This window comes from Caulobacter sp. UNC279MFTsu5.1 (assembly GCF_900114015.1).
Classification (GTDB): Bacteria; Pseudomonadota; Alphaproteobacteria; order Caulobacterales; family Caulobacteraceae; genus Caulobacter.
The window spans coordinates 24,113-46,119 of sequence record NZ_FORN01000033.1; the positions used below are offsets into that span (position 1 = coordinate 24,113).

Consider the following 22,007-nt stretch of genomic DNA (forward strand, 5'->3'; position numbering starts at 1 on the left):
GGCGCCGCGAAGCGGAAGTTGCCCATGCTGCGCTGCGGGAACTCGCCGAGCTGACGACTGTAGGCCACTAGGCCAACTGTCTCGCCACGTAGGCGGTACACGACGCTCGCAACAGGCAGCGTGCCTGACGTCTTCGGATCAGACTGGCTGATCGCCCAGCCCTCGCGACCAGCCCTGAAGTTCGCCGCTTCCTATTCTCATGGGCAAAATCTCGTTTATTAGTGGATGAAAAGGACTCTAAACGGGGTGGAGCGGCCATGCAGTCTTTCAGACGCGCCGATCTGGCGGGCGTGGCCGGGTTGGCGGCGACCCTCGTTGTGTCTGGCTGCGCCTCCCCGGCCCTGCAGGTTCACACCGCCGCCGAGCTGCAAGCCGCTGTCCGTCGCCCAGACCCCGACACCTCCGTCATCCAGTTGGCGCCGGGCGTCTATTTCCTTGATCAGCCCCTGGTTCTCGATGAGACCTTTTCGGGCGCCCCCTCCAGGCCCAGGATTATTCGAGGCCCGAAACGCGGCAGCGCCGTTCTGAGCGGAGGCCGCCCCCTGACCGCCCTGAAATGGCGCAAGGTGGATCAGCGGACTTGGCGGGCCCAGGTCGACGGCCCGGCCTTCAGTTGGCTGTGGTTGAACGGCGAGCGCCTGATCAGGGCGCGGTACCCCAATTATGATCCCAGGGCCTTGCCCATGGGGGGCGTCTCCGCGGATGCGACATCGCCCGCGAGAAGCGCCCGCTGGGCCGACCCGGCTGGCGGCATAATCCACGCCCTTCACGCTAGTCGCTGGGGCGATATGCACATCGCCATCCTCGGCAAGCGGCCCGACGGCGCGCTCCAATTGGCGCCAGCGGTCGGCAACAACCGAGAGATGGGACCGAGCGAATCTGAGCGTTACGTCGAGAATATAAGAGAAGAGCTGGATGCGCCCGGCGAGTGGTATCTGGATACAGAAGGCCACTGGCTATACTTCATGCCGCATGATGATGCGCCGCCACCTTCGGATGGTTTCGTCGCCAGCCGACTGGACACTATAGTTAAGATTGTCGGGGCGAACCGACCTGTTCACGATGTCATTCTGCAAAACATCTCTACCGGCACGCGGAGCCTACCTTCCTGAAGACTCAGGAGCCCCTGTTGCGCTCCGATTGGAGATTTTCGCGGATCGGCGCGATCGTGATCGAAAACGCCGAGCATGTCGAAGTCACCGACGGCGAGATCACCGAAGTCGGCGGCAATGGCGTTGTCGTTAATGGCGAGGCGCGTTTTGTCGGGATACGTCGCAACGAGATCTACGAGATCGGCGCCAGCGCGATCTCGTTCGTCGGCCGCCCCGACGCCGTCCGCTCCCCCTTGTTCGAATATCACCAGTCAATGCCGCTAGAGGCTATCGACCGGAAGGTCGGCCCAAAAAGCGAAAACTATCCCGCCGACAGCATAGCTGAAGACAATCTGATCCACGACATTGGCTTTCTCGAAAAGCAGTCGGCGGGCATACAAATCTCGATGGCCGCGCGCATAACGGCAAGCCATAACAGTATTTATCGCATGCCACGCGCTGGCATCAATATCGGCGACGGCGCCTGGGGTGGTCACCTCATCGCGGACAATGACGTGTTCGACACGGTGCGCGAAACCGGAGACCACGGCGCCTTCAACAGCTGGGGCCGCGACCGCTACTGGCATCCCAATCGCGAAGAGATGGACCGGCGCACGTCAGCGGATCGCAGCCTTACCGCGCTGGACGTTGTGGAGCCCATCATCCTCCGCCACAACCGCTGGCGCAGCGACCACGGCTGGGACGTGGATCTGGATGACGGCGCCAGCAACTACATCATCGAGGATAACCTCATGTTGTCGGGCGGACTAAAGCTTCGCGAAGGCTTCGATCGCACGGTTCGCAACAATATTCTGCTCAATAATACCCTTCATCCGCACGTCTGGTTCGTCAACAGTGAGGATGTGTTCGAGCATAATATCGTCATGACCGCGTACCAACCCATACGTATTCCGAAGTGGGGCAAGCGCATGGATAATAATCTGTTGCCAAGTCAGGCGGCGCTCGACTAGGCCCGCAAAAATGGCACGGATGCGCATTCGGTTTTTGGACAGCCTGACTTTGTCTCCCCCCATACCGGCGACTATTCTGTTCGCCCCGGCAGTCCGGCAATCGGCATCGGTTTCAAAAACGTCTCAATGGACGACTTCGGCGTTCGTCCCAAGCGCCTGCGCCGCCGCGCCGAACAACCGGCCTTTCCCCCGCCCCTGGGCGATAGGGCTCAGGGCGCCGCGGCGGAAGAACGATCCTTTGCCGGGATGAGGTTGAAATCCGTGACGACCCCTGGAGAACAGTCCGCAGCCGGTTTGCCCGAAATCGCCGGCGTAATGGTTCTGTCAGTTGATAAGGACGGACCTGCAGCCAGGGCCGCCTTTAAACCCGGCGACGTCGTTATCGACTTGCCCGGTGACGCGGGCGATACAACACAAGCTATAAATACTTTAGAAGAACTGCTCGCGGAATTTAAGAGTCGCCGCTGGCGTTATGAAATTTCGGTGCGCGTGATGCGCAATCAGGCCGAGATGGATCTGCGCCTCACCCTGCCACAATAGCGCTGCCAAATCACCGAATACCTGGGCAGAACCTATACGGAAACAGCATGACACAGATTTCCAGACGAAACCTTGTCAAAACCGGCCTGCTCCTGACCAGCGCGTCGGCGCTGGGCTATACGTCTCAGGCCTTCGCTCAGGCGGAAAAAGCCGGTGCGGCGACAAAAATGCTCCCGCGCGAACGGCTCCTCTTTGATTTTGACTGGCGCTTCGCCCTCGGTCACGGCGCGAACCCGGAAAAGGATTTCGGTTTCGGCTACGGACAGGCCACGTTCGCCAAGACCGGCGACATCAAGATCGCCAAGAAAGGCTTCGACGATTCGTCATGGCGCCCGGTTAACCTTCCGCACGACTGGGCCGTCGAGTTGCCGTTCGTGAACGACGCCACCGGTGAAGGTGACGACCGACTGCAACGGCATGGCTTCAAGCCGCTGGGCCGTCGGTACCCGGAAACGAGCATCGGCTGGTATCGCCGGGAATTCGACATTCCGGCGGGCGATCTGGGGCGGCGCATCTGGATCGAATTCGACGGCGCGTTCCGCGACGTGATGGTGTTCGTCAACGGCTGTTTCATCGGACGCAACAACAACGGCTACACGCCGTTCCGCTTCGATCTGACGGATTTTCTCGCCTACGGCGCCAGCAATGTCATCGCCGTGCGTGTCGACGCCAGCTTCGGCGACGGCTGGTTTTATGAAGGCGCCGGCATTTACCGCCATGTCTGGCTGTTGAAGACGGATGCGGTCCATCTCGGCCGCTGGGACAGCGTGGTGCGGTCTAGGCTCGATGGCGATACGGCGTCGCTCGACCTGTCCACCGTCGTGCACAATGTCGGCGCGGACGCGCGGACGGCGCGGGTAAGGTGGACCATTACCGATGCCGCGGGCTTGGTTGTCGCGACGGCGGAAGCGCCGCAAAAAGACCTTCCAGCCGACGGCTCGATGGCGTTCGGCGCGACTGCGCGGCTGACCGGGCCGAAGCTCTGGTCAGTCCAAGCCCCCAATCTTTACGCCGCAACGGTGACAGTCGAATGTGACGGCCAGGTGTGCGATCGCGAGCGCGTCGATTTCGGCGTGCGCAGCGCGGTCTTCGACGCCGATAAAGGATTCTTCCTGAACGGGAAACACTTGAAAATTCAAGGCGTTTGCAATCATCAGGATCACGCCGGCGTCGGCGCCGCACTGCCTGATCGGCTGCAGGAATTCCGTGTCGGCGTCATGCAGCAAATGGGCTGCAACGCCATACGCACCTCGCACAACATGCCAACGCCAGAGTTGGTCGCCGCGTGCGATCGCATGGGCATGATGATGCTGTGCGAGACACGTCAGATGAGTTCCAGTCCAGAGGGGTTGGCTCAGCTCGAAACCATGATCAAGCGCTACCGCAATTCGCCGTCGGTGATCCTGTGGTTGATCGGCAATGAAGAAAACGCGCTGCAAGGCGAGCTGGCAGAACAGGGCGCCAAGATCGCCCGCACAATGGTGGCGCTGTGCCACGAACTGGATCCGACGCGGCCCGTCACGGCGGCCGTCAATGCGGACAACGAGAAGGGCGTTTCAGAGGCCGTCGATGTCATAGGGTTTAACTATCATCGCGAATTTCCCGATGATTTCCACAAGCGTCACCCGCAACGCCCTGTCGTGGCTTCGGAAGACGCCAGCGATGTTTCTACCCGTGGCGAGTACGCCACCGACTGGGGCCGTAACACGGTCAGCAGCTTTGATGGCGACGCGCCATGGAAAAAATCGCCGGAGAACTGGTGGAAGTTCTACGCCGCCCGCCCCTGGGCGGCGGGAGGTTTCGCCTGGACGGGCTTCGACTATCGCGGGGAGCCCTCGCCGTTCGGCTGGCCGTCAATTAACTCGCACTTCGGTATCGTCGACACCTGCGGCTTCCCCAAGGATTATTACTACTACTACAAGGCCTGGTGGGGAAAAGAGCCCGCCCTGCATGTGTTTCCGCACTGGGACTGGCCGGGCAAGGAAGGCCAGGAGGTTTCGGTCTGGGTCTATTCGAACCTTGACGAGGTCGAGCTCTTCCTCAACGGCCAGAGCCTGGGCTCAAAACAGGTCCCGCCCTTGGGCCACCTGGAATGGACGGTCAGATACGCGCCGGGAGCCATCGAGGCCCGAGGCCGCAAGAAAGGCAAGCTCGTCCTCAACGCTCGGCGCGAAACAACCGGCAGGGCCAAGACGGTCCGCCTCACCGCGGACCGGACGATGCTTCGCGCCGACGGCGAGGATATCGCCGTCTTGAAGGCCGAAATGCTGGACGCGCGCGGCCGCCACATTCCGACCGCCAACCATAGGCTCAAATTCAAGATCAGCGGCCCCGGCGCATTGATCGGCGTCGGCAATGGCGATCCCAATTGTCTGGAAAGCGACAAGGGCTCGGAACGGTCGTTGTACAATGGCCTGGCCCAACTGATCGTGCAGACGGAAAAGCGATCAGGCGCGATAACGGTGGAAGCCTTTGTCGACGGCGCCGGCGAGCCCATCACGGCGGCTCGGATCGTGTTGATCTCCGCCCCGGCGCCTTTAAGGCCCAGTGTCGCGTGAGTGGGCCGGCGCCGCAGGCTAATCATCGAGGTCGGCGGCGACTGGCGCGCCTCCCATCCTCATCGAACGACGACTATCGCGCGCTAGAAGCCGAATTGTGATGGATCCACCGTCGCCGTTGGCAAAGCTCATGAGCATGCTCTTGAAACTTGGTTTAGATCGCTCCGCTTGAGGAGAACTGCAGATTGGCCGCATCCCGATGAAGTTTTGCTTGAGAATTCTCGCGCTCGTCGCGGTGCTCGGCTCCGCCGGGTTGGCGCCAGCCCAACCCGCGACCTCGTCGGCGAACAGCCTTCTCTGGTACGATCAGCCGGCGCGGTCCTGGATGACCGAGGCCCTCCCGATCGGCGAAGGGGCCCTTGGCGCCATGCTCTTCGGCCTGACGACCACGGAACGGATCCAGTTCAATCACGACACGCTGTGGACCGGGACCGAAAGCGAGACCGGACGCTATCAGGCGTTCGGCGACGTCTTCATCGAGCTCGATCATGACAAGCCGACGGAATATCGGCGTGAGCTGGATATCGCGCGGTCGGTCCAGCGCGTCACGTACGAGCATCGTGGCGTGCGCTACACGCGCGAGGCCTTCGCCAGCCACCCGGCCCATGTGATCGTCATCCGCCTGACCGCCGACACGCCCAGCGCGCATAGCGGGCGGATCTGGCTGACCGACATGCACGGTGCGAAGGTGATCGCCCGCGGCTCCCGCCTGATCGCCGCCGGCCGGTTGCCTGACAACGGAATGAAATACGAGTCCCAGCTGCAGGTCTTAAATTCGGGCGGCGCCGTGCGGGTGGGAACATCGCCCGTCGGAAGTCGCAATCCGCTGGCAGGCGTTCCGGGAACCGAAAAGCACGTCCTTCCCCAAACCTATATCGAGTTCGAGAACTGCACGTCGCTGACCCTCATCCTGGCCGCCGACACCGATTATGTACCCGACCACGGCAGAAAGTGGCGCGGTCAGGATCCCCACCGGGAGGTCACGCTGCGCGTGGATCGCGCTTCCGAACGACCGGTCGCCCGCCTTCTGGCGGACCACGTCGCCGACTACCAGTTGCTGTTTCGCCGTTTCCAGCTTGACCTTGGCGCAACCGCCCCGGCGTTGGCGGAGCGGCCCACCAACCAGCGGCTTGTCGCCTATACCCGGCAGAAGACACGGGACCCTGATCTCGAGGAGCTGTTTACGCAGTACGGCCGCTACCTGTTGATCAGCAGCTCGCGACCGAGCGATCTCCCGGCCAACCTGCAGGGGGTGTGGAACGAGTCGAACGACCCGCCGTGGCGCGGCGACTATCATTCCAACATCAACATCCAGATGAACTATTGGCCTGCCGAGCCGACTAACCTGGGCGACCTGCACCGGCCCTTGATCGACTACTTCGTCAGCCAAGTCCCCATCGCCCGGCTGCGGACGCGCGAGGACAAGGACTACGGCCCGAACGTTCGCGGCTGGACGGTGCGAACCGAAAACGGCGTGTTCGGCGGCGGGAGCTTCAAATGGAACCCTCCCGGGAGCGCCTGGTACGCCCAGCATGTCTGGGAGCATTACGCCTTCTCGCAGGACAAGACCTATCTGCGCCAGGTCGCCTATCCCTTCATCAAAGAGGTCGTCGAGTTCTGGGATGACATGCTGGTGCGCCGGCCGGACGGAACCCTGGTCTCGCCGCTCGGCTGGTCGCCGGAGCATGGGCCGACGGAGCCAGGGGTCGCCTACGACCAGATGATCATCTACGACCTCTTCACCAATTATATCGAGGCGTCCGAGGCCCTGGGCGTGGACGCGGACTATCGCGCCCGGGTCGCCGAGATGCGATCGCGATTGCTCAAGCCGAAGATCGGCCAATGGGGCCAGTTGCAGGAATGGGAGACCGACCGCGACGACCCGAAGGACGAGCACCGCCACGTGTCTCACCTGTTCGGGCTGCACCCGGGACGGCAGATCACGGCGACGCAAACCCCCGCCCTGTTCGAGGCGGCGAAGGTCTCGCTTCGCGCGCGCGGAGACGGAGGCACCGGCTGGAGCCGCGCCTGGAAGATCAACTTCTGGGCGAGGTTGCACGACGGCGACCATGCCTATCTGATGCTCCGCAACCTGCTGACGGCCGTGAACACCGTCGGCACGGAGCTAAGCGACGGAGGCGGGGTCTATCCGAACCTGTTCGACGCTCACCCTCCCTTCCAGATCGACGGAAATCTTGGTTCGACCGCGGGTGTAGCCGAGATGCTGGTTCAATCCCACGAGGGGTATATTCACCTACTGCCGGCGCTCCCTTCAGCCTGGCCGGACGGCAGCGTCAGCGGCCTTCGCGCGCGTGGCGGATACGAAGTCGACATAAGCTGGCAGGGCGGGAAGCTGATCTCCGCCACGGTGCGGAACGTGAACGGAAGCGGCGCCCAGGTCCGCTATTCAGGGCGGCAGATTCCGGTGACGATTCCTCGCGGCAAGTCCGTCGAACTGACTCCCGAGATATTCAGCCGATAGCGCCTGATGGTGAACACAACCTCAAATATCGCCATCGCGCCCGTCATGGCGTCCAGTTCTTCGAGCCAGCGCCCTCAGGCGGTCCGGTCTGACTGGCGTCATTAGCGCCCGCGATCTGATCACAGGGCGGGTGTCCTTTTTGACGCGGACCACCGGCAACAGTCTCAAATCTTGCGAGACTGTTCACCGGCTACCGCCTCGGAATCTGATCTCGCGGCGTCAGCGAAACCTCGGCCGCCGCGCCGGCCCGGCGATAGCCGATGCGGATTGGCCGGTCCGTCGGCGCGACACGCATCGCCGCACGGGCGTCGGTGAGCGGCATGCCCCGGACCGTCGCGCCGTCGATCGCCGTCACCACGTCGCCGACCTTCAGGCCGGCGGCCTCGGCCGGACCGCCCGAGGCGATGTCCTTGATCTCAAAGCCGTCGTCCCCGAGGTTCAGCCAGCATCCGCAGCGGTCGAAGGCGCCCGCGTCGGCCGGCGGCGTCGCGATACGGCGCAGGTACATGATCTGGCGATCGTAGTCGAAGGTGACCACGAAGCGCTTCAGAAGGCCGCTGCCGATATTGCCGTCGAAATTCTCGTCGGTGAACACGCCCTTGCCCTGGGTGGCCAGACCCGCCACCGGCCTTTCGATCGTGACCTCGCCTAGGCTCAGCGACCTTGCGCGGATCACGTAGGATCGCGAGGGGCCGCCGACGCCCCAGCCGTCCACCGCCGTCACGCCTTCAGGATGGGCCGCCCGCAACTTCGTGCGCTCGACGAACGGCCGCGCCACGGTCACCTCGCTGCGCGAGCCGGTGTCGATGTTGTGGCGCGCGGGCAGGTCGTCCAGTCGCCCGCTCACCTGCGGCATGTGGTCGTAGAACACGAACGGCACGGCGACGCCGGCCCTGGCGCGGTCGGCCGCGGTGAACCGCGCCGGATCGATCAGGGTCAGTTCGTTGCGCTCGTAGTCGATGACCGTGACGAAGCGGCGGAACATCTCGAAACCCAGCATGCCGCCGACCTGGAAACCCTCCACGGGCTTGGGACTGAAATCGAGCTTCAGCATCGTCTGGTCACGCAGGGTCATGCCGCCAAGCTCCAGCCGGCCCACCTGGACGTAGCCGCTGGTCGGCCGCGCCTCGCCCGATCCGCCGGACGGCATGGCGCCTTGAGACTTCAGGTCCAGGGCCGCCACCGTCGGCGAGGTGAGGATGCCATGCCCGCCGGTGTCGACCAGGAACGGGAACGGGCCTTTGCCGTCCACCGTGACGTCGACGAAGATGTGGTTGTTGGCCAGCCGGAACGGCGCGGTGATCCGCCCCTCGGCCGGCAGGGTCCAGTCCCGCGGCGCGCCCTTGGGCAGGGTGTAGGCCGCCGCCGGACGGGCCGCCCCTCGGACCGCCGAGATCAGGGTCAGGGTCTGAAGGCTGGCCTCGCCGCCGCCATCGTCGATCGTGGCGATCTTCGGCAGGGCGCGACCGGCCTGTCGGACATAGTCGGCATAGCGGAAGTCGAAGGTCATGAAGCCCTGGGTCTCGCGCACGCGGACAAGATGGGCGGTGGCGCAGTCGAACCAGGCCTCGAAGGGCTTGCCCCCACGGGGCGTCACCTTCAGCCGCCGCCCCTCCGGGTCGACGCCCAGGGCTTCGACGCGGGCTCCGCCGGCGTCGGCGCGCCACCAAAGGTCGGCGTTGCGAAAGGCCTGGTTGACGGCCACGGCGGGGCGGTCGCCGCCGGCCTGGGGCGTCACCGCGCCGGAGGGATCCTGCATCCAGGCCGTCTTGCCGTCGAAGGCGCTGGCGCCGGCGGTCGGGCCTAGCTGGCGGCGCTCGACGAACCGGCCCGTGGCCACGTCGCTGGTCGTTTCGACCTCGCCCGTCAGGCCCTGTCCGACATAGGCGCGTCGCACGACCAGGCTCGTGGCGGTCCCGCCTGTCGCGCCGGCGCCCAGCACCGCGAGCCGGTTGGCGGCGAACACGTCGGCTGGCGGCGTCTGGGCGGCGCAGATCGCCGGAACGGCGGCGGAGGACAACAGCAGGGGCAGGAACATGGACGGCCTTTGCGCGACAAGGCCCTCCGCCTATCATCGCCGCCGAAAACCGGTCTTGAACCGAATTCACATCCGCCTCGAGTTCGCCCGCTGCCCGTTCCCTCCGCCTCCATCCGCGCCGTCGAGCCCGGGCGATTGCTGCACGCGCCGGGCGAGCGGCTGGCCCGCCATCGCCACGACCATGGCTTTGCGGCCGTCGTGCTGTCGGGCGGCTATGTCGAGGCGGGCGACACCGGCCGGCATCGGGTGGCGGCCGGCGACGTCATCCTGCACCAGGCCTTCGAAAGCCATCTGGACCAGTTCGACCGACGCGGCGCCCAGGTGCTGGTGTTGCCCCTGCCGTCCGGCCTGGGCGGGACGACGCGGGGACGGGTCGCCGATCCCGACCTGATCGCGCGGCTGACGGCGATCGACGCCCGAATGGCCGCCGAGGCCCTGGCCGAGGGGTTCGAGCCGGCCGCGGCGTGGCCGACGAACCCGGAAGATTGGCCGGACGCCCTGGCGCAGGAACTGTTGGCCGATCCCGACCTGTCGATCCATCGATGGGCGAGGGCGGAGGATCTCCACCCCGGCAGCGTTTCGCGCGGCTTTCAGCAGCAGTTCGGCGTGACGGCGGCGGCTTTCCGGGCCACGGTCCGGGCGCGTCGAGCCCTGGCGGCGCTGGACGATCCGGCGCTCAGCCTGGCGCAGGTGGCCGGTGATTGCGGCTTCGCCGACCAGGCCCACATGACGCGGGCGATCCTGCGACTGACGGGATCGACTCCCCGCCGACTGCGCCGGACGGCGACGGAACTTTGTCCGGATCCGGCATGGCTGGCGCGCCGGTAAGCGCTTTCATGCGTCGCTGCCGTCAATCGTCCGTGAAGTAGTCGGCGATCGCCGCATCCACCGACTCCAGCTCGAAGTTCGGCGAGCCGGCGCGTTCCAGGGCGTGGCGGATCTGCCAGGCGCTGCGGCCGACATGGACGCCCATGCCGCGCAGTTCCTCGACGATCGCCGCGCGGGTGGCGTCGTCGACCGACTTGTTGTTCTCCAGCCGCGCCTGGTCCAGTCGCCAGCCGAAATAGCTATCAGGCGTTAGTTCGATCACCGCCCCAGGGGCCGGCCGCCATTCGTAGATCGCGCAGCGGCGGTCGACGGCCGCGTCGACATAGTTGGCCAGGCAGTTGCGGTAGCGCCGGGCGGCGTCGCGGATCGCCGCCACCGTCTCCAGCGGCCGCAAGCGTTCCGTACCCGGATGAGGCGGCTTGGGCAGCTCGCGGCGGAAGTCGTCGGCCACCAGGTTGAACAGCGCCTTGGCGTTCGGGGCCCGCGTCCAGACGGCGATCCGCTCGGCCAGCACGGCTTCCGGCAGGCGGCGGGCGAGCAGGGCGTGAGCCTCGGCCAGCAGCTTGGCCTGGGCCGCGCTGACCCGCACGGCCGCCCCGCCGGCGTCGCGCAGCGGACGCGGCAGGGCGCCCAGGGTCCGCACCTGCAGCGGGTCGATCCGTTCGGCGTGGCGCAGGGTCTTGGCCGGCTTGGGGTCGGCCAGCAGGGCGACGAGGACGCGATAGTCCTCGGGCGTCCAGGCGATCTCGCCCAGCCGCTCCAGCGCCCGGGCCAGGCCTTCCGGGGCCGGATCGAGCACCAGGCGCACCGCCTTGCGCAGCGGCGCCTCGAACAGCAGGCCGACGTCGACCGACCCGCGGCGGTCGGTCTCCGTCGCCAGCATCAGGCAGACCAGGTGGCGGCGCGCGGTCGGCGCGGTGACAAACGGGGTATGGGGCGCGGGCCACAGCGCGGCCAGCACGTCCGCATAGGCGGGCGCGATCAGGCGCAGCAGGGGCGAGGCGAGCTGCGTCGCCTGGGCCAGAACGAGGGTGGTCATCGATAGCTCCCGGCGACAGCCGGGGCGGGCCGTCGCTAGCGGTTGATTTGCGGACGAAGCGGGCGCGGCTCGCACGACGCGCGCCATCGCACCGGGATCGGTGGCTTGTATGGCTGGGCGGCGTTCAAGGTCATGCGGGGGCGGCTTCCGGGGGAGAGCGTGGTTCGGAAGGCGCTGATCCCACGATCCGCGGTTCCGGACAAGCTGGGCGCGGCGATCGCGACGACTTGGGGTTTAGCTTGTTGCCGCCGGGACACGGTTCGATGAACGCGATCCGCGTCGTGGCCGGCTCTGGATCACGCCAAATTCAGACTTGCCAAACCAGATACATAGCTATGCATATAGCTACACATGTTTATGACTCCCAAGAGCCCGACCATGATCCCCGACACCCTCGCCGACCTGGGCGTGACCTTCCTGGGCAGCCGGATGAAGCGCCTGGCCGACCGCCTGCAGACCGACGCCGCCGCCAGCCTCCAGGCCATGGACCTGCCGATCCAGCCGGCCCAGCAGCAGTTCCTGGCCGTGCTGCGGCGACAGGGGCCGCAGACCGTGGGCGGCGTCGCCCAGCACCTGCGGATCAGCCAGCCCACCGCCACGCGCGCCATCCAGGCCCTGATCGAGCAGGGCCTGATCGCGGTCAGCCGCGAGGGCCGCGACCAGCGCCAGAAACTGCTGTCGCTGAGTCCGGCCGGCGAGGCGCTGATGGACCGGCTGGAACGCGAGCTGTGGCCCCGGGTCGAGGCCGCAGCCGTGTCGCTGTGCGGCGGCCGCCACACCGCCCTGCTGGAGACGATCGCCGCGATCGAGGCCGAGCTGGACCGTCGCTCGCTGCTGGACCGGGTCATGGCGCCGGGCATGACCATCCGCGACTTCTCCGACGATCTGGCGCAGGCGTTCTACGACGTCAACGCCGCCTGGATCTCTCAGATGTTCGCGCTCGAAGAGAACGACATCACCCTGCTGGAGAAGCCGCGCGAACTGATCGTCGACAAGGGCGGGGCGGTACTGTTCGCGCAAACGCCGGACCTGGGCGTGGTGGGGACCTGCGCCATCATGAAGATGAAGGACGGCTGGTTCGAGCTGACCAAGATGGGCGTGCTGGAGGCGGCGCGGGGCCGCAAGGTCGGCGAGTTCCTGCTGGCGGCGGCGATCGAACGGGCCAGGACCATGGGCGTGGCCGACCGGCTGTACCTGCTGACCAACAGGAAATGCGGGCCGGCCATCCACCTCTACGAGAAGCTGGGCTTCCAGCACGACGCCGAGATCATGGCGCTGTTCGGCAGCCGCTACGAGCGGTGCGACGTGGCGATGCGGTATCGGGGGTCAGACTGACACCTGGGCCGCCACGGCCTTCAGCACGTCCCGCGCCGCATTCGGATCCAGCCGCACCTGCAGGCCGCGCTGGCCGCCGTTGATGTAGACATGGGTCTGCGCCAGGGCGTCGGCCTCGATCACCGCCGGCAGGGCCTTGCGCTGGCCGAAGGGGCTGATGCCGCCGACCTTGTAGCCGCTGATCCGCTCGGCGTCGGCGGGCTTCATCATCTGGGCCGACTTGCCGCCGACCGCGGCCGCCAGCTTCTTCATCGCCACCTCGCGGTCGGACGGGACGATGGCCAACACCGGCTTGCCGTCGACCAGGGCCATCAGGGTCTTGAGCACCCGGCCGGGGTCCTCGCCCAGCGCCGCGGCGGCGGCCAGGCCGATGCTGTCGGCGTCGGGGTCGTAGTCGTAGGCGTGGACCGTGAAATCGATCCCGGCCTTGGTCAGGGCGAGGGTGGCGGGCGTGGTGCGGGACATGGCCTCACTATAGCCAAGCAGGTCCGGGCCGGGCCAGAGCCGCGTTGTCATCCCGGAAGCCTCGCAGGGGCTGTCCGGGATGACAACGGCGGGAGACGAAAGCCCTAGACGCCCTACTCCCACACACCCTATTTCGGACAGACCGCGTCGCCTTCGTTGGAGGCCAGCCGCACCTCGGTCAGGGACAGCGAGAACGGCCCGCTCGTGCTGACCACGAACGGCGCGGTGACATGGTCCATCTTCGCCCCGGCCGCCTGGAAGCAGGACAGCTTGATCTTCACGCCGAGCCATTCGTTCAGCTTGGCGGCCTTCACGGCGGAGGTGACATCGAGGGTCCCGGCGCACGAGGCGTCGTCGGCGCAGCCGATGCTCATCGTCACCGGGGCGGTCGGCGCCGTGTCGATCCGGTAACGGACCATCACCGCCATGTCGCCGGTGGTCTGGCGCGACAGGTCGACCGGCGGACCATGGATGGCCAGCATGCCCTGCCCCGTCCAGGTCGCCTGGCGGGCGTTCTCCTGGGCCCCGGCGTCGATCGCCTTGACCGAACCGGCCCCCACGAAGTCCATCCGCCATGGCGCTGGCAGGCGGCCGTCGACGAAATAGCGGTCGACGCTGCCGGCGGCGATCACCTCGCCCGCGTCTTCCGACAGGACCCCGACCTTGCCGCCCTGGGCGTAGGACAGGCCGTAGCCGTAGGCGAACTGCGGGTCATAGCCCGGCTGGCCGCGGTTCAGCGAGCCCTGGTCAGCGCGCCTGGGCCAGGAGAAGGAAAGCTTGCCCTGGAAGTCGCGCCGGGGCTTGCCGTCCCGGCCGGCCACCAGCACGTCGGCGATCCCGCCGCCCTCGCTGCCCGGCAGCCAGGCCGCGACGAAAGCGTCGGAGGCGTTGATCTCGGGGTTCACCCACAGAGGACGGCCCGACAGGAACACCGACACCACCGGGATCCCTTGGGCCTTCAGCCGCTTGAGCAGGGCCAGATCGGTCTTGTCGCCCAACTGGTAGCCGAGGTTGGTAAGGTCGCCCTGGAACTCGGCGTAGGGGTCCTCGCCGAACACCACGATGGCGACGTCGGGCCGGGTCGTGAACTGGCCGTCCGGCGCCAGCTCGGCCTGGCCGCCGGCGGCCTTCACCGCCTGCTCGATCCCACCCCAGATCGACTGGCCGTGCGGGAAGTCGCTGTTCTTGTTGCCCGTGCCTTGCCAGGTCAGCGTCCAACCGCCCGAGGCCTTGCCGATGTCGTCGGCGGCGCCGGCGACCAGCACCCGAGCGCCCGGCCTGACCGGCAGCACGCCGTCGTTCTTCAGCAACACCAGCGACTTGGCCACCGCCTCGCGGGCGATCGCCCGGTGCTCGGCCGCGCCCAGCCGGTCGAACCGGCCCTGGACGGTCGGGGCGACACGCTCGAACAGCCCGGCCTTGACCTTGACCCGCAGGATCCGCCGCACGGCGTCGTCCAGCCGCGCCATCGGGATCTGCCCCGCCTTCACCTGGGCCAGGGTGTTATCGTAGAGGCCCTTCCAGCTGTCGGGGGCCATGTACATGTCGAGCCCGGCGTTCATCGCCTGCGGGCAGCTGGTGTTGGTGCAGCCGGCCAGCTGACCGTGGGCGTTCCAGTCGCTGACCACGAAGCCCTGGAAGCCCATGCGGCCCTTCAGCACGTCGGTCAGCAAACTTTTGTTGCCGGTGATCTTCTGGCCGTTCCAGCTGGAGAACGAAGCCATCACCGTCAGGATGCCGGCGTCGATGCTGGGCGGGTAGCCCTGGGCGTGGATGGCGACCAATTCGGCCTCGGGGATCCTGGCGTCGCCCTGGTCCTTGCCGCCCTCGGTGCCGCCGTCGGCCAGGAAGTGCTTGGCCGAGCCGGCGATATGGCCGGCGCCCAGGGTCTGGCCAGGCTTGAGCACGCCCTGCAGGCCCAGCGTCATGGGACCCGAATAGGACTTCACAACCTCCGGGTCCTCGGCATAGCCCTCGTAGCTGCGCCCCCAGCGGTCGTCGCGCGGCACGGCCACGGTGGGACCGAAGGTCCAGTCGCCGCCGACCACCGCCACCTCCTCGGCCGTCGCCTGGCCGATGCGGCCGATCAGGGCCGGGTCGCGCATGGCGCCCAGGCCGATATTGTGCGGGAAGATCGTCGCTCCGACGATGTTGTTATGTCCGTGCACGGCGTCGATGCCGAACAGGATCGGAATCGAAACGTGGCCCGGCCGCGTGGCGAGCGCCTGCTTGCGATAGGCGTCGATCAGGTCGGTCCAGGCCTTGGGCGGGGCGCGGTCGTCGCCGCCCGGCGCCGAGTTGCCGCCGGCCAGGATCGAGCCCAGCGGATAGTTCTCGAGATCGGCCGGGGTCATCGAGGCGATGTCGCCCTGGATGGTCTGGCCGACCTTCTCCTCCACGCTCATCCTGGCCATCAGCTGGCTGACGAAGGCCTCGGTCCTGGCGTCGGTGATCGCCGCCGGGCTGGCCGCCGCGGGCCACTGGGCGGGATGGGCGACGGCGGACGGGGTGACGGCGGACGGGGTGACGGCGGATTGGGCGAGGGCCGAGGCGCCGGTCAGGCCGGCCGAGGCGACGATGGTCGAGGCGAGCAGGGCCGAAATCGCCGGGCGACGGAAGCGGACGGTCATTCAACACCTCGGGAAACGACCCGGCGACGCAGGCGCGGGCGGACATTGCGCGGCAAAAAACCGGCGCGACGAGGAGAACATCGTCGCGCCGGAGTTTGGAGAGCCCCCGATGAAGGGGATCCAGGCGCGCCGTCGCCGGAGGGGTCTGGCGAAGGCGCGTCATCCCCGCCGGCAGGTCGGCGCTGGAACGGGACGAGACGATCGGAACGGGGCGGGCGTCGCTCGCCATCGGGCGCGCGGACGCGGGTGGGTGTTTCCTTCCCTGAAGCGGAGGCTGGCGCCCCTCTGACTGGCGGAAATCTCAACACGACTTGACAGCGCTGTCTAGCGGAAATGTGAGCGGTACCGGGCCAGCAGGACGGACGAGACGCCATGGTTCAGGCGGCGCTGCGGCGGAGGATCGCGGCCAGGGCGGCCTCGTGGGCGGGGCTCTGGGCGACGACCGCGTCGATCCGGGCGGTCAGCTCGGGCAGGATGGCCCGCACCTGGTCGAAGTTCGACGCCTCGACCAAGGGATCATAAGCCCGGGGTTTCACCCCCATGCCCTCGAAGATGTAGAACCAGGACAGGTCGGTGAACAGCTCGCCCGGCCTGGCGTCGATCCGGCCGCAGGCGCGATACAGCTCCAGCCGCTCGGCCAGGCGGTCCGGCAGCGGCGCCGCGGCCCGTTCGCGCCAGAACGGCGTGTCGTCGCGGGCCGTCAGGCAATAGTGCAGCAGGATGAAGTCGCGATAGGTTTCGTACTCGTCGGCCAGGGCGCGGTTGTAGGCGGCGATGTTGACGGGCGCGAAATCGCGGTCCGGAAAATGGTCCAGCAGCTTGTAGAGGCCGCTGCACACCAGGTGGAGGCTGGTGGATTCCAGCGGCTCCAGGAAGCCGGAGGCCAGCCCCAGGGCCACGCAGTTGCGACTCCACATCGCCTTGCGGCGGCCGGCGGTGAAGCTCAGCCTGCGGGGCTCGGCCAGCGGCTGGCCGATCGCCGCCAGCAGCTCGTCCTGGGCCGCGCCGTCGTCGATGAAGGCGCTGGAATAGACATAGCCGTTGCCCGCCCGGTGCTGCAGCGGGATCCGCCAGCGCCAGCCGGCGCCCAGGGCCGCGGCCTGGGTGTAGGGCGCGGGCGGGCCGACGTGGGCGGTCGGCGCGGCCAGGGCGCGGTCGCAGGGCAGCCAGCGCGTCCAATCCTCGTAGCCGGCGCCCAGGGCCTGCTCGATCAGCAGACCGCGAAAGCCGCTGCAGTCGATATAGAGATCGGCCGCCAGCTCGCCGCCGCCCTTCAGCGCCAAGGCGTCGATGAAGCCGTCGTCGCGCAGCCTCGCCCCGGCCACCTCGCGCTCCAGCCGCCGCACGCCGCGGCGCTCGGCATGGCCGCGCAGAAAGCCGGCGACCAGGGTCGCGTCGAAATGCAGGGCCTGGCGCAGGCCGGCCACCGGCCCGGGCGCGCGCGGATCGGGATGGGCCAGCCGGCCGGCGTCGCCCAAAGCGGCGGCGAGGCTGAACCGGGGCACGGTCGGGTTCAGGCCCCGGGCTCGCGCCTTGTGGAACAGGTGGTGGAAGGGCCGGCGGTCGATCGATACGCCGAACGTCCCGAACGGATGCCAGTAGCCGTCGCCGATCGCGCGCCAGTCGTCGAACTTGATGCCCAGCTTGAACGTCGCCTGGACAGCCGGAATGAAGGCGTCGAGATCGACCTCGATCAGCTTCAGGAAGTCGAGGATCGGCGGAATGGTCGCCTCGCCGACCCCGACCACGCCGATGTCGGGCGACTCGACCAGGGTGACGGCGCAGCCCGTCCCGCGCAGGGCCTGGCTCAGCAGGCAGGCGGCCATCCAGCCGGCCGTGCCGCCGCCGACGATGGCGATCGAGCGAATGGACCTGTCGGTCATGACGTCCTCCCGAAACGCGAGAAGAAAACGGCGCCGACCGCTTGGGGTCGGCCGGCTCCAGGCTCGGCGAGGCGGCTGGGGATGGGGGTAGGCCGTCGCCGCGCCGGGACCCCTTCAGCCCGAGGGCCGAAGGGGCCAACTCAGATCCCGACCTACAGGCCGAACTTGAACCGTGCGCCGAGCACCACCCGGCGGTCGCCGGTGGCGTAGCGGAACGGCAGGTTCTCCCACTGCAGATAGCGGCCGGTGTCTTCCTTGGTCAGGTTGATGCCTTCCAGAACCACCTTGATCTGGTCGTTGATCGCGTAGCCGATCTGGCCGTCCAACTGGCCGTAGGCCCGCTCCCAGGCGCCCAGCGAATGGGTGTCCGCGCCCGAACCGAAGGCGAAGTTGCCCTGGTAGCTCTTGTCGCGCCAGGCATAGGACAGGCGCGCCTCGAAACCGTGAGCCTCGTAATAGCCCTGGACGTTGAACGCGTGCTTGGCCACGCCCGGGATCGGCAGGTTGTCCTGGTAGTCGTTGGAATTGGACGACTTGGAGTCCGAGTAGGTGTAGTTGGCCGTGAAGCCGAAGCCGTTGGCGAACGCGTATTGCGCGGCCAGTTCGACGCCCTTGATCTCGCCGCCCTCGCCATTGACCGGTTGGGTGAAGATCCCGGTGGTCGAGCCTTCCACCGAACCGTCGGCCACCGTCCGCGAGACTGTGTCGGTCTGGATGAACGAGTCGACGTTCTTGTAGAAGACCGCCGCCGACAGCAGGCCCTGCGTGCCGAAATAGCGTTCGTAGGCCGCGTCGAACTGCGAGGCGCGGTAAGGGTCCAGCTCCGGGTTGCCGCCGTTGCCGTTGGTGTAGAGGAAGCGGTTGAGGTTCGGGCCCGGGGTCGAGCTGCGAGTGAAGTTGTAACTGGAGCCCGTGCCCAGCTGGAACAGGTTCTGGCGCGACATCACCCGGGCCGCCGAGACGCGGACCTTGTCGCTGTCGGTGACGTCGAACACCCCGCTGAAGCTGGGCAGCACGTCGGTGTAGGACCGCGAGGTGGTGACGTGCTCCGGATTGGAGATCACCCCGTTCCAGCTGTCGGTGCCATAATAGTTGGGCACGGTCGGCGTGGCGCTGGAGTCGATCGTCAGCTCGGTCTTCACCACCCGGACGCCGGCGTTCAGGTGATAGTGGTCGTCGGCCCCGCCCGCGTCGGCCATCATGTAGCCGGTGGTGGTCTTTTCCTTGACGTTGAACGACTGGATAGGGTCCCGGTAGTACTTGAACGGCGTCGACGGATAGAGCGCCGACAGCCACTGGACCGGGTTCTTCATCTGGTCGCGGTTTTGGAACAGGGCCGAGATTCCGCCGACGGTCAGCAGCTCGAAGCGCTCCGGATTGGTCGCCGCCGTCTGGTACGGGGTGATCAGGGCCGGGGACGCGCCGAAGCGGCCGTCGTCGGTGGCGGTCTGGCCGCAGTTGGGGCGGCTCGGCGTGCCGGCCGGCAGGCCGCACGACTTGTAGCCGATCGCGCCGTCCTGGAAGTAACCCAGCGGCGTCCAATCCTGGCCCAGGGCCTGGCCGTTCAGCTCGCCCTTGCCCGAATAGTCGGCCAGCAGCAGCAGGAAGTCGGAGTCGACCTTGCGCTCGGCGTAGCGGGCGCCGGCGCTGATCACCAGCTCGCCGCTCTCGCCGAATTCCGGCCGGTACTTGAAGTCGACCCGGGCCGAACTGTTGTCGATGCCGGTCCGCTCGCCGAACACCCAGTGCGACTTGGCGAAGACGCTGCTGGGGGTGGTGAACTGGCTCGGATTGGCCGGGGTGAACTTCGGGTTGTCGCCGTTGGTGTAGGTGTAGGTGAAGGTGGCCGGGGCGGTGGCGTTGGGCACCAGGCCCGCGGCGGTGCCGTTACGCACGGTGTACTGGGTGTAGCGGACGTCGTTGTTGCCGCTGTCGCTGACATAGTCGCTGGTCGAGTAGGCCGCCCGGACGCCGCCAGTCAGGCGGCCGCCGTTGTCCCAGTTCAGCGCGACCTGGAAGTTGTCGGTCTTGGCCTCGGCGTTCTGCACGTACGAGGTGCCTTCGGCCGAGTTGGCGGTGACCGTGCCGGTCTGCAGGACGCCGTTGGAGTCCTTGGTGAAGCCCGTCGCCGAATAGTTGGCGTTCTCGTTGGCGAACGGGAACTTGATCGAGGCCTCGGAGGTCAGGATCTTCAGGTCGGAGTGGAACCAGTCGCCGGTCAGCTGCAGCGAGTCGGTCAGGGCGAAGTCGAGGTTCACCGAGGCTCCCAGGCGCTTGCGCTCCTGGTCGCGATAGGTGGCGTAGCGGTATTCCGGCGACCAGACGTCGACCGTGCCGGCGCCCTGCGGGCGGTCCTCATAGGCCCAGCCGCCGCGGTTCTCGCCGGCCAGGACGTCGGTGTGGCTGTCGGTCTTGTCGTACGAGATCGTGCCCAGCACGGCGAAGCGGTCGCTGAACTTGTGGCCCAGCACCAGCGAGCCGGTCGGGGTCCAGTCGGTGCCCGACCCCTTCTGGCCGCGGAGGTCGCCGGCGATGGTGGTGTCGTCGGCCAGGTCGCGAGCGTTGCGGGTCTTCAGGTTGATGATGCCGCCCAGGCCGCCTTCCAGCAGCGAGGCGTCCGGCGACTTGTAGACGTCGACGCCGCCGATCAGCTGCGACGGGATGCCTTCCAGCGAATTGTCCTGGGTGATCTTGCCTTCGTAGAGGCGGAAGATCTCCAGGCCGCTGACGAAGATCTCGTTGTTCAGGACCGTGACGTTCTGGTCCAGGCCCCGGATGCGGACCTTGGTGCCCTGGCCGTTCTCGCGATCGATCTGCACGCCGGGCAGGCGTTGCAGGGACTCGGCGATGTTCTGGTCCGGGAACTTGCCCATGTCCTCGGCGGTCACGGACTCGATGATCAGGTTCGAGTTCTTCTTCAGATTGAGGGCGTTCGCCAGCGAAGCCCGGAAGCCGGTGACGATCACCGCATCAACCTGCGATGGTTCTTCGGTTTGCGGAGGCGCGGCCTGGGCCATGGCCTGGCCGGCGCTCAGCAGCACCATGGCCGAGGCGGCGCGGAGCAGAGTCGTGCGCGATCGATAAGATTTTGTCTTCATTGTGCATTCCCCTGATTTTCGGCAGCAGTTCTCGGTCTCGATCAGCGGAGCCGAACGAGCCAAGGCGCGGAGTTTGAGGGATGCGTTCGCATCCTCCCGTGGAGTTCCGGCTTTTTCTAGAGTGCCGGTAGCATCAACCTATGGGCGCTAGACAGCGCTGTCAACACGAGACGAAAGATTTCCGAAATCGACCTGGCCTTCCCGGCCTTCAGGTCACTTCGGCGCGAGGGCCGAGGCGATCGCCGCCAGCGCCACGGGCTCCATGACGGCATAGCCTTCGCGGGTCGGATGGACGCCGTCATAGGCCAGGCCCGGCTTCATGCCGCCCGCCCCGTCGTCCAGCACCTGGGTGTAGTCGGCCAGCACCGCGCCGCGCTCGGCCGCGTAGGCCTTCAGCCAGGCGTTCAGCGTGCGGACCTTGGCCGCGGGATCCAGGCCGGGCCGCCAGGGAAACTCCGCCGCCGGCGTGACCGTGGCCAGGATCACGGCGATCCCGCTCGCCTGGGCCAGGATAGTCATGGCCTGGAGGTTGGCCTGGGTGGCGGCGAAGTCGTAGGGGCCGGCGTTCTGGGCGATGTCGTTGGTCCCGGCCAGGACGTGCACCGCGGCGGGCTTCAACGCCACCACGTCAGGCCAGAACCGCACCAGCATCTGGGCCGTCACCTGGCCGCTAATGCCACGTCCCAGGAATCCGTTGTCGGCGAAGAAGGCCGGATGGGAGTCGCGCCAGCCCTGGGTGATCGAATCGCCGATGAACACCACTCGCCGCCGCCCGGGCGGCAGGTCCCGGTCGATGGCGTTCTCGGTGGCGTAGCGCTGCAGGAACGGCCAGTCGTTGCGCAGCCGCAGCTCTTCCGGACTGGGCGGGGACGGGACGGGGGTCTGGGCCAAGGCCAGGCCAGGAACGGCCGCAAGCCCGACTGCGAGCATCGTGCGACGATCCAACATCAGCATCCCTCCGTCCTGTCGGCGATCACGTTCCAGCCGCGCCGGCGACCGTAACCACGGCGCCGGCGTCGGCGAAAGCCGCTTCTATCGTCCCGAAGGCC

Annotated in this window: 14 protein-coding genes; 7 read left to right on the forward strand and 7 right to left on the reverse strand. The window is 67.0% G+C overall.

Annotation, left to right across the window (positions count from 1 at the left end):
• Positions 1-257 precede the first annotated feature (257 nt).
• The 5 genes from BM066_RS17395 (at position 258) to BM066_RS17415 (ending at position 7,642) form a co-directional block, all read left to right on the forward strand.
• Positions 258-1,112, forward strand: a complete 855-nt coding sequence (locus tag BM066_RS17395; RefSeq protein ID WP_049801055.1) for a hypothetical protein — start codon at positions 258-260, stop codon at positions 1,110-1,112.
• A gap of 17 nt (positions 1,113-1,129) precedes the next feature.
• Positions 1,130-2,062, forward strand: coding sequence for a right-handed parallel beta-helix repeat-containing protein (locus BM066_RS17400; protein WP_049801056.1), 933 nt, complete (start codon positions 1,130-1,132; stop codon positions 2,060-2,062).
• A 126-nt stretch (positions 2,063-2,188) separates the two neighbouring features.
• Positions 2,189-2,602: a PDZ domain-containing protein gene (locus BM066_RS17405; protein WP_089929713.1), complete on the forward strand. Its 414-nt coding sequence runs from the start codon at positions 2,189-2,191 to the stop codon at positions 2,600-2,602.
• A 47-nt stretch (positions 2,603-2,649) separates the two neighbouring features.
• On the forward strand, positions 2,650-5,160 hold the full coding sequence (gene galA / locus BM066_RS17410; protein ID WP_026176473.1) for a beta-galactosidase GalA: 2,511 nt from the start codon (positions 2,650-2,652) through the stop codon (positions 5,158-5,160).
• A 211-nt stretch (positions 5,161-5,371) separates the two neighbouring features.
• Positions 5,372-7,642 carry a glycoside hydrolase family 95 protein gene (locus BM066_RS17415; protein WP_026176474.1) on the forward strand — a complete coding sequence of 757 codons (2,271 nt, stop codon included), beginning with the start codon at positions 5,372-5,374 and terminating at the stop codon, positions 7,640-7,642.
• A gap of 190 nt (positions 7,643-7,832) precedes the next feature.
• On the opposite strand, the gene BM066_RS17420 is transcribed toward BM066_RS17415, so the two are convergent.
• Positions 7,833-9,680: an aspartyl protease family protein gene (locus BM066_RS17420; RefSeq protein WP_089929714.1), complete on the reverse strand. Its 1,848-nt coding sequence runs from the start codon at positions 9,678-9,680 to the stop codon at positions 7,833-7,835.
• A gap of 135 nt (positions 9,681-9,815) precedes the next feature.
• Here BM066_RS17420 and BM066_RS17425 point away from each other — a divergent pair, with 135 nt between their 5' ends.
• Entirely contained in the window at positions 9,816-10,508 is a 693-nt protein-coding gene (locus BM066_RS17425) for a helix-turn-helix domain-containing protein (protein ID WP_018061411.1), read from the forward strand.
• Positions 10,509-10,530: 22 nt separating this feature from the next.
• Here BM066_RS17425 and BM066_RS17430 read toward each other — a convergent pair whose 3' ends face one another.
• The gene (locus BM066_RS17430; protein WP_018061412.1) at positions 10,531-11,547 is read right to left on the reverse strand and encodes a hypothetical protein; all 1,017 of its coding nucleotides are present in this window, start codon (positions 11,545-11,547) and stop codon (positions 10,531-10,533) included.
• A gap of 378 nt (positions 11,548-11,925) precedes the next feature.
• Here BM066_RS17430 and BM066_RS17435 point away from each other — a divergent pair, with 378 nt between their 5' ends.
• Positions 11,926-12,882 carry a bifunctional helix-turn-helix transcriptional regulator/GNAT family N-acetyltransferase gene (locus BM066_RS17435; RefSeq protein ID WP_018061413.1) on the forward strand — a complete coding sequence of 319 codons (957 nt, stop codon included), beginning with the start codon at positions 11,926-11,928 and terminating at the stop codon, positions 12,880-12,882.
• On the opposite strand, the gene ybaK is transcribed toward BM066_RS17435, so the two are convergent.
• From ybaK to BM066_RS17460, 5 genes are all read right to left on the reverse strand, one after another.
• Positions 12,874-13,347 carry a Cys-tRNA(Pro) deacylase gene (gene ybaK, locus BM066_RS17440; RefSeq protein WP_018061414.1) on the reverse strand — a complete coding sequence of 158 codons (474 nt, stop codon included), beginning with the start codon at positions 13,345-13,347 and terminating at the stop codon, positions 12,874-12,876. The two genes, BM066_RS17435 and ybaK, sit on opposite strands and share 9 nt — an antisense overlap.
• A 128-nt stretch (positions 13,348-13,475) precedes the next feature.
• Positions 13,476-15,977 (reverse strand): glycoside hydrolase family 3 protein, encoded by a 2,502-nt coding sequence (locus tag BM066_RS17445; protein ID WP_018061415.1) that lies wholly within the window; start codon positions 15,975-15,977, stop codon positions 13,476-13,478.
• 377 nt (positions 15,978-16,354) lie between these two features.
• Positions 16,355-17,860: a tryptophan halogenase family protein gene (locus BM066_RS17450; RefSeq protein ID WP_089929715.1), complete on the reverse strand. Its 1,506-nt coding sequence runs from the start codon at positions 17,858-17,860 to the stop codon at positions 16,355-16,357.
• A 152-nt stretch (positions 17,861-18,012) separates the two neighbouring features.
• Positions 18,013-20,958: a TonB-dependent receptor gene (locus BM066_RS17455; protein WP_026176516.1), complete on the reverse strand. Its 2,946-nt coding sequence runs from the start codon at positions 20,956-20,958 to the stop codon at positions 18,013-18,015.
• Between the two features lie 213 nt (positions 20,959-21,171).
• A complete protein-coding gene (locus BM066_RS17460; protein ID WP_049801074.1) occupies positions 21,172-21,906 on the reverse strand; it encodes an SGNH/GDSL hydrolase family protein in 735 nt (244 codons plus the stop codon).
• Positions 21,907-22,007 lie beyond the last annotated feature (101 nt).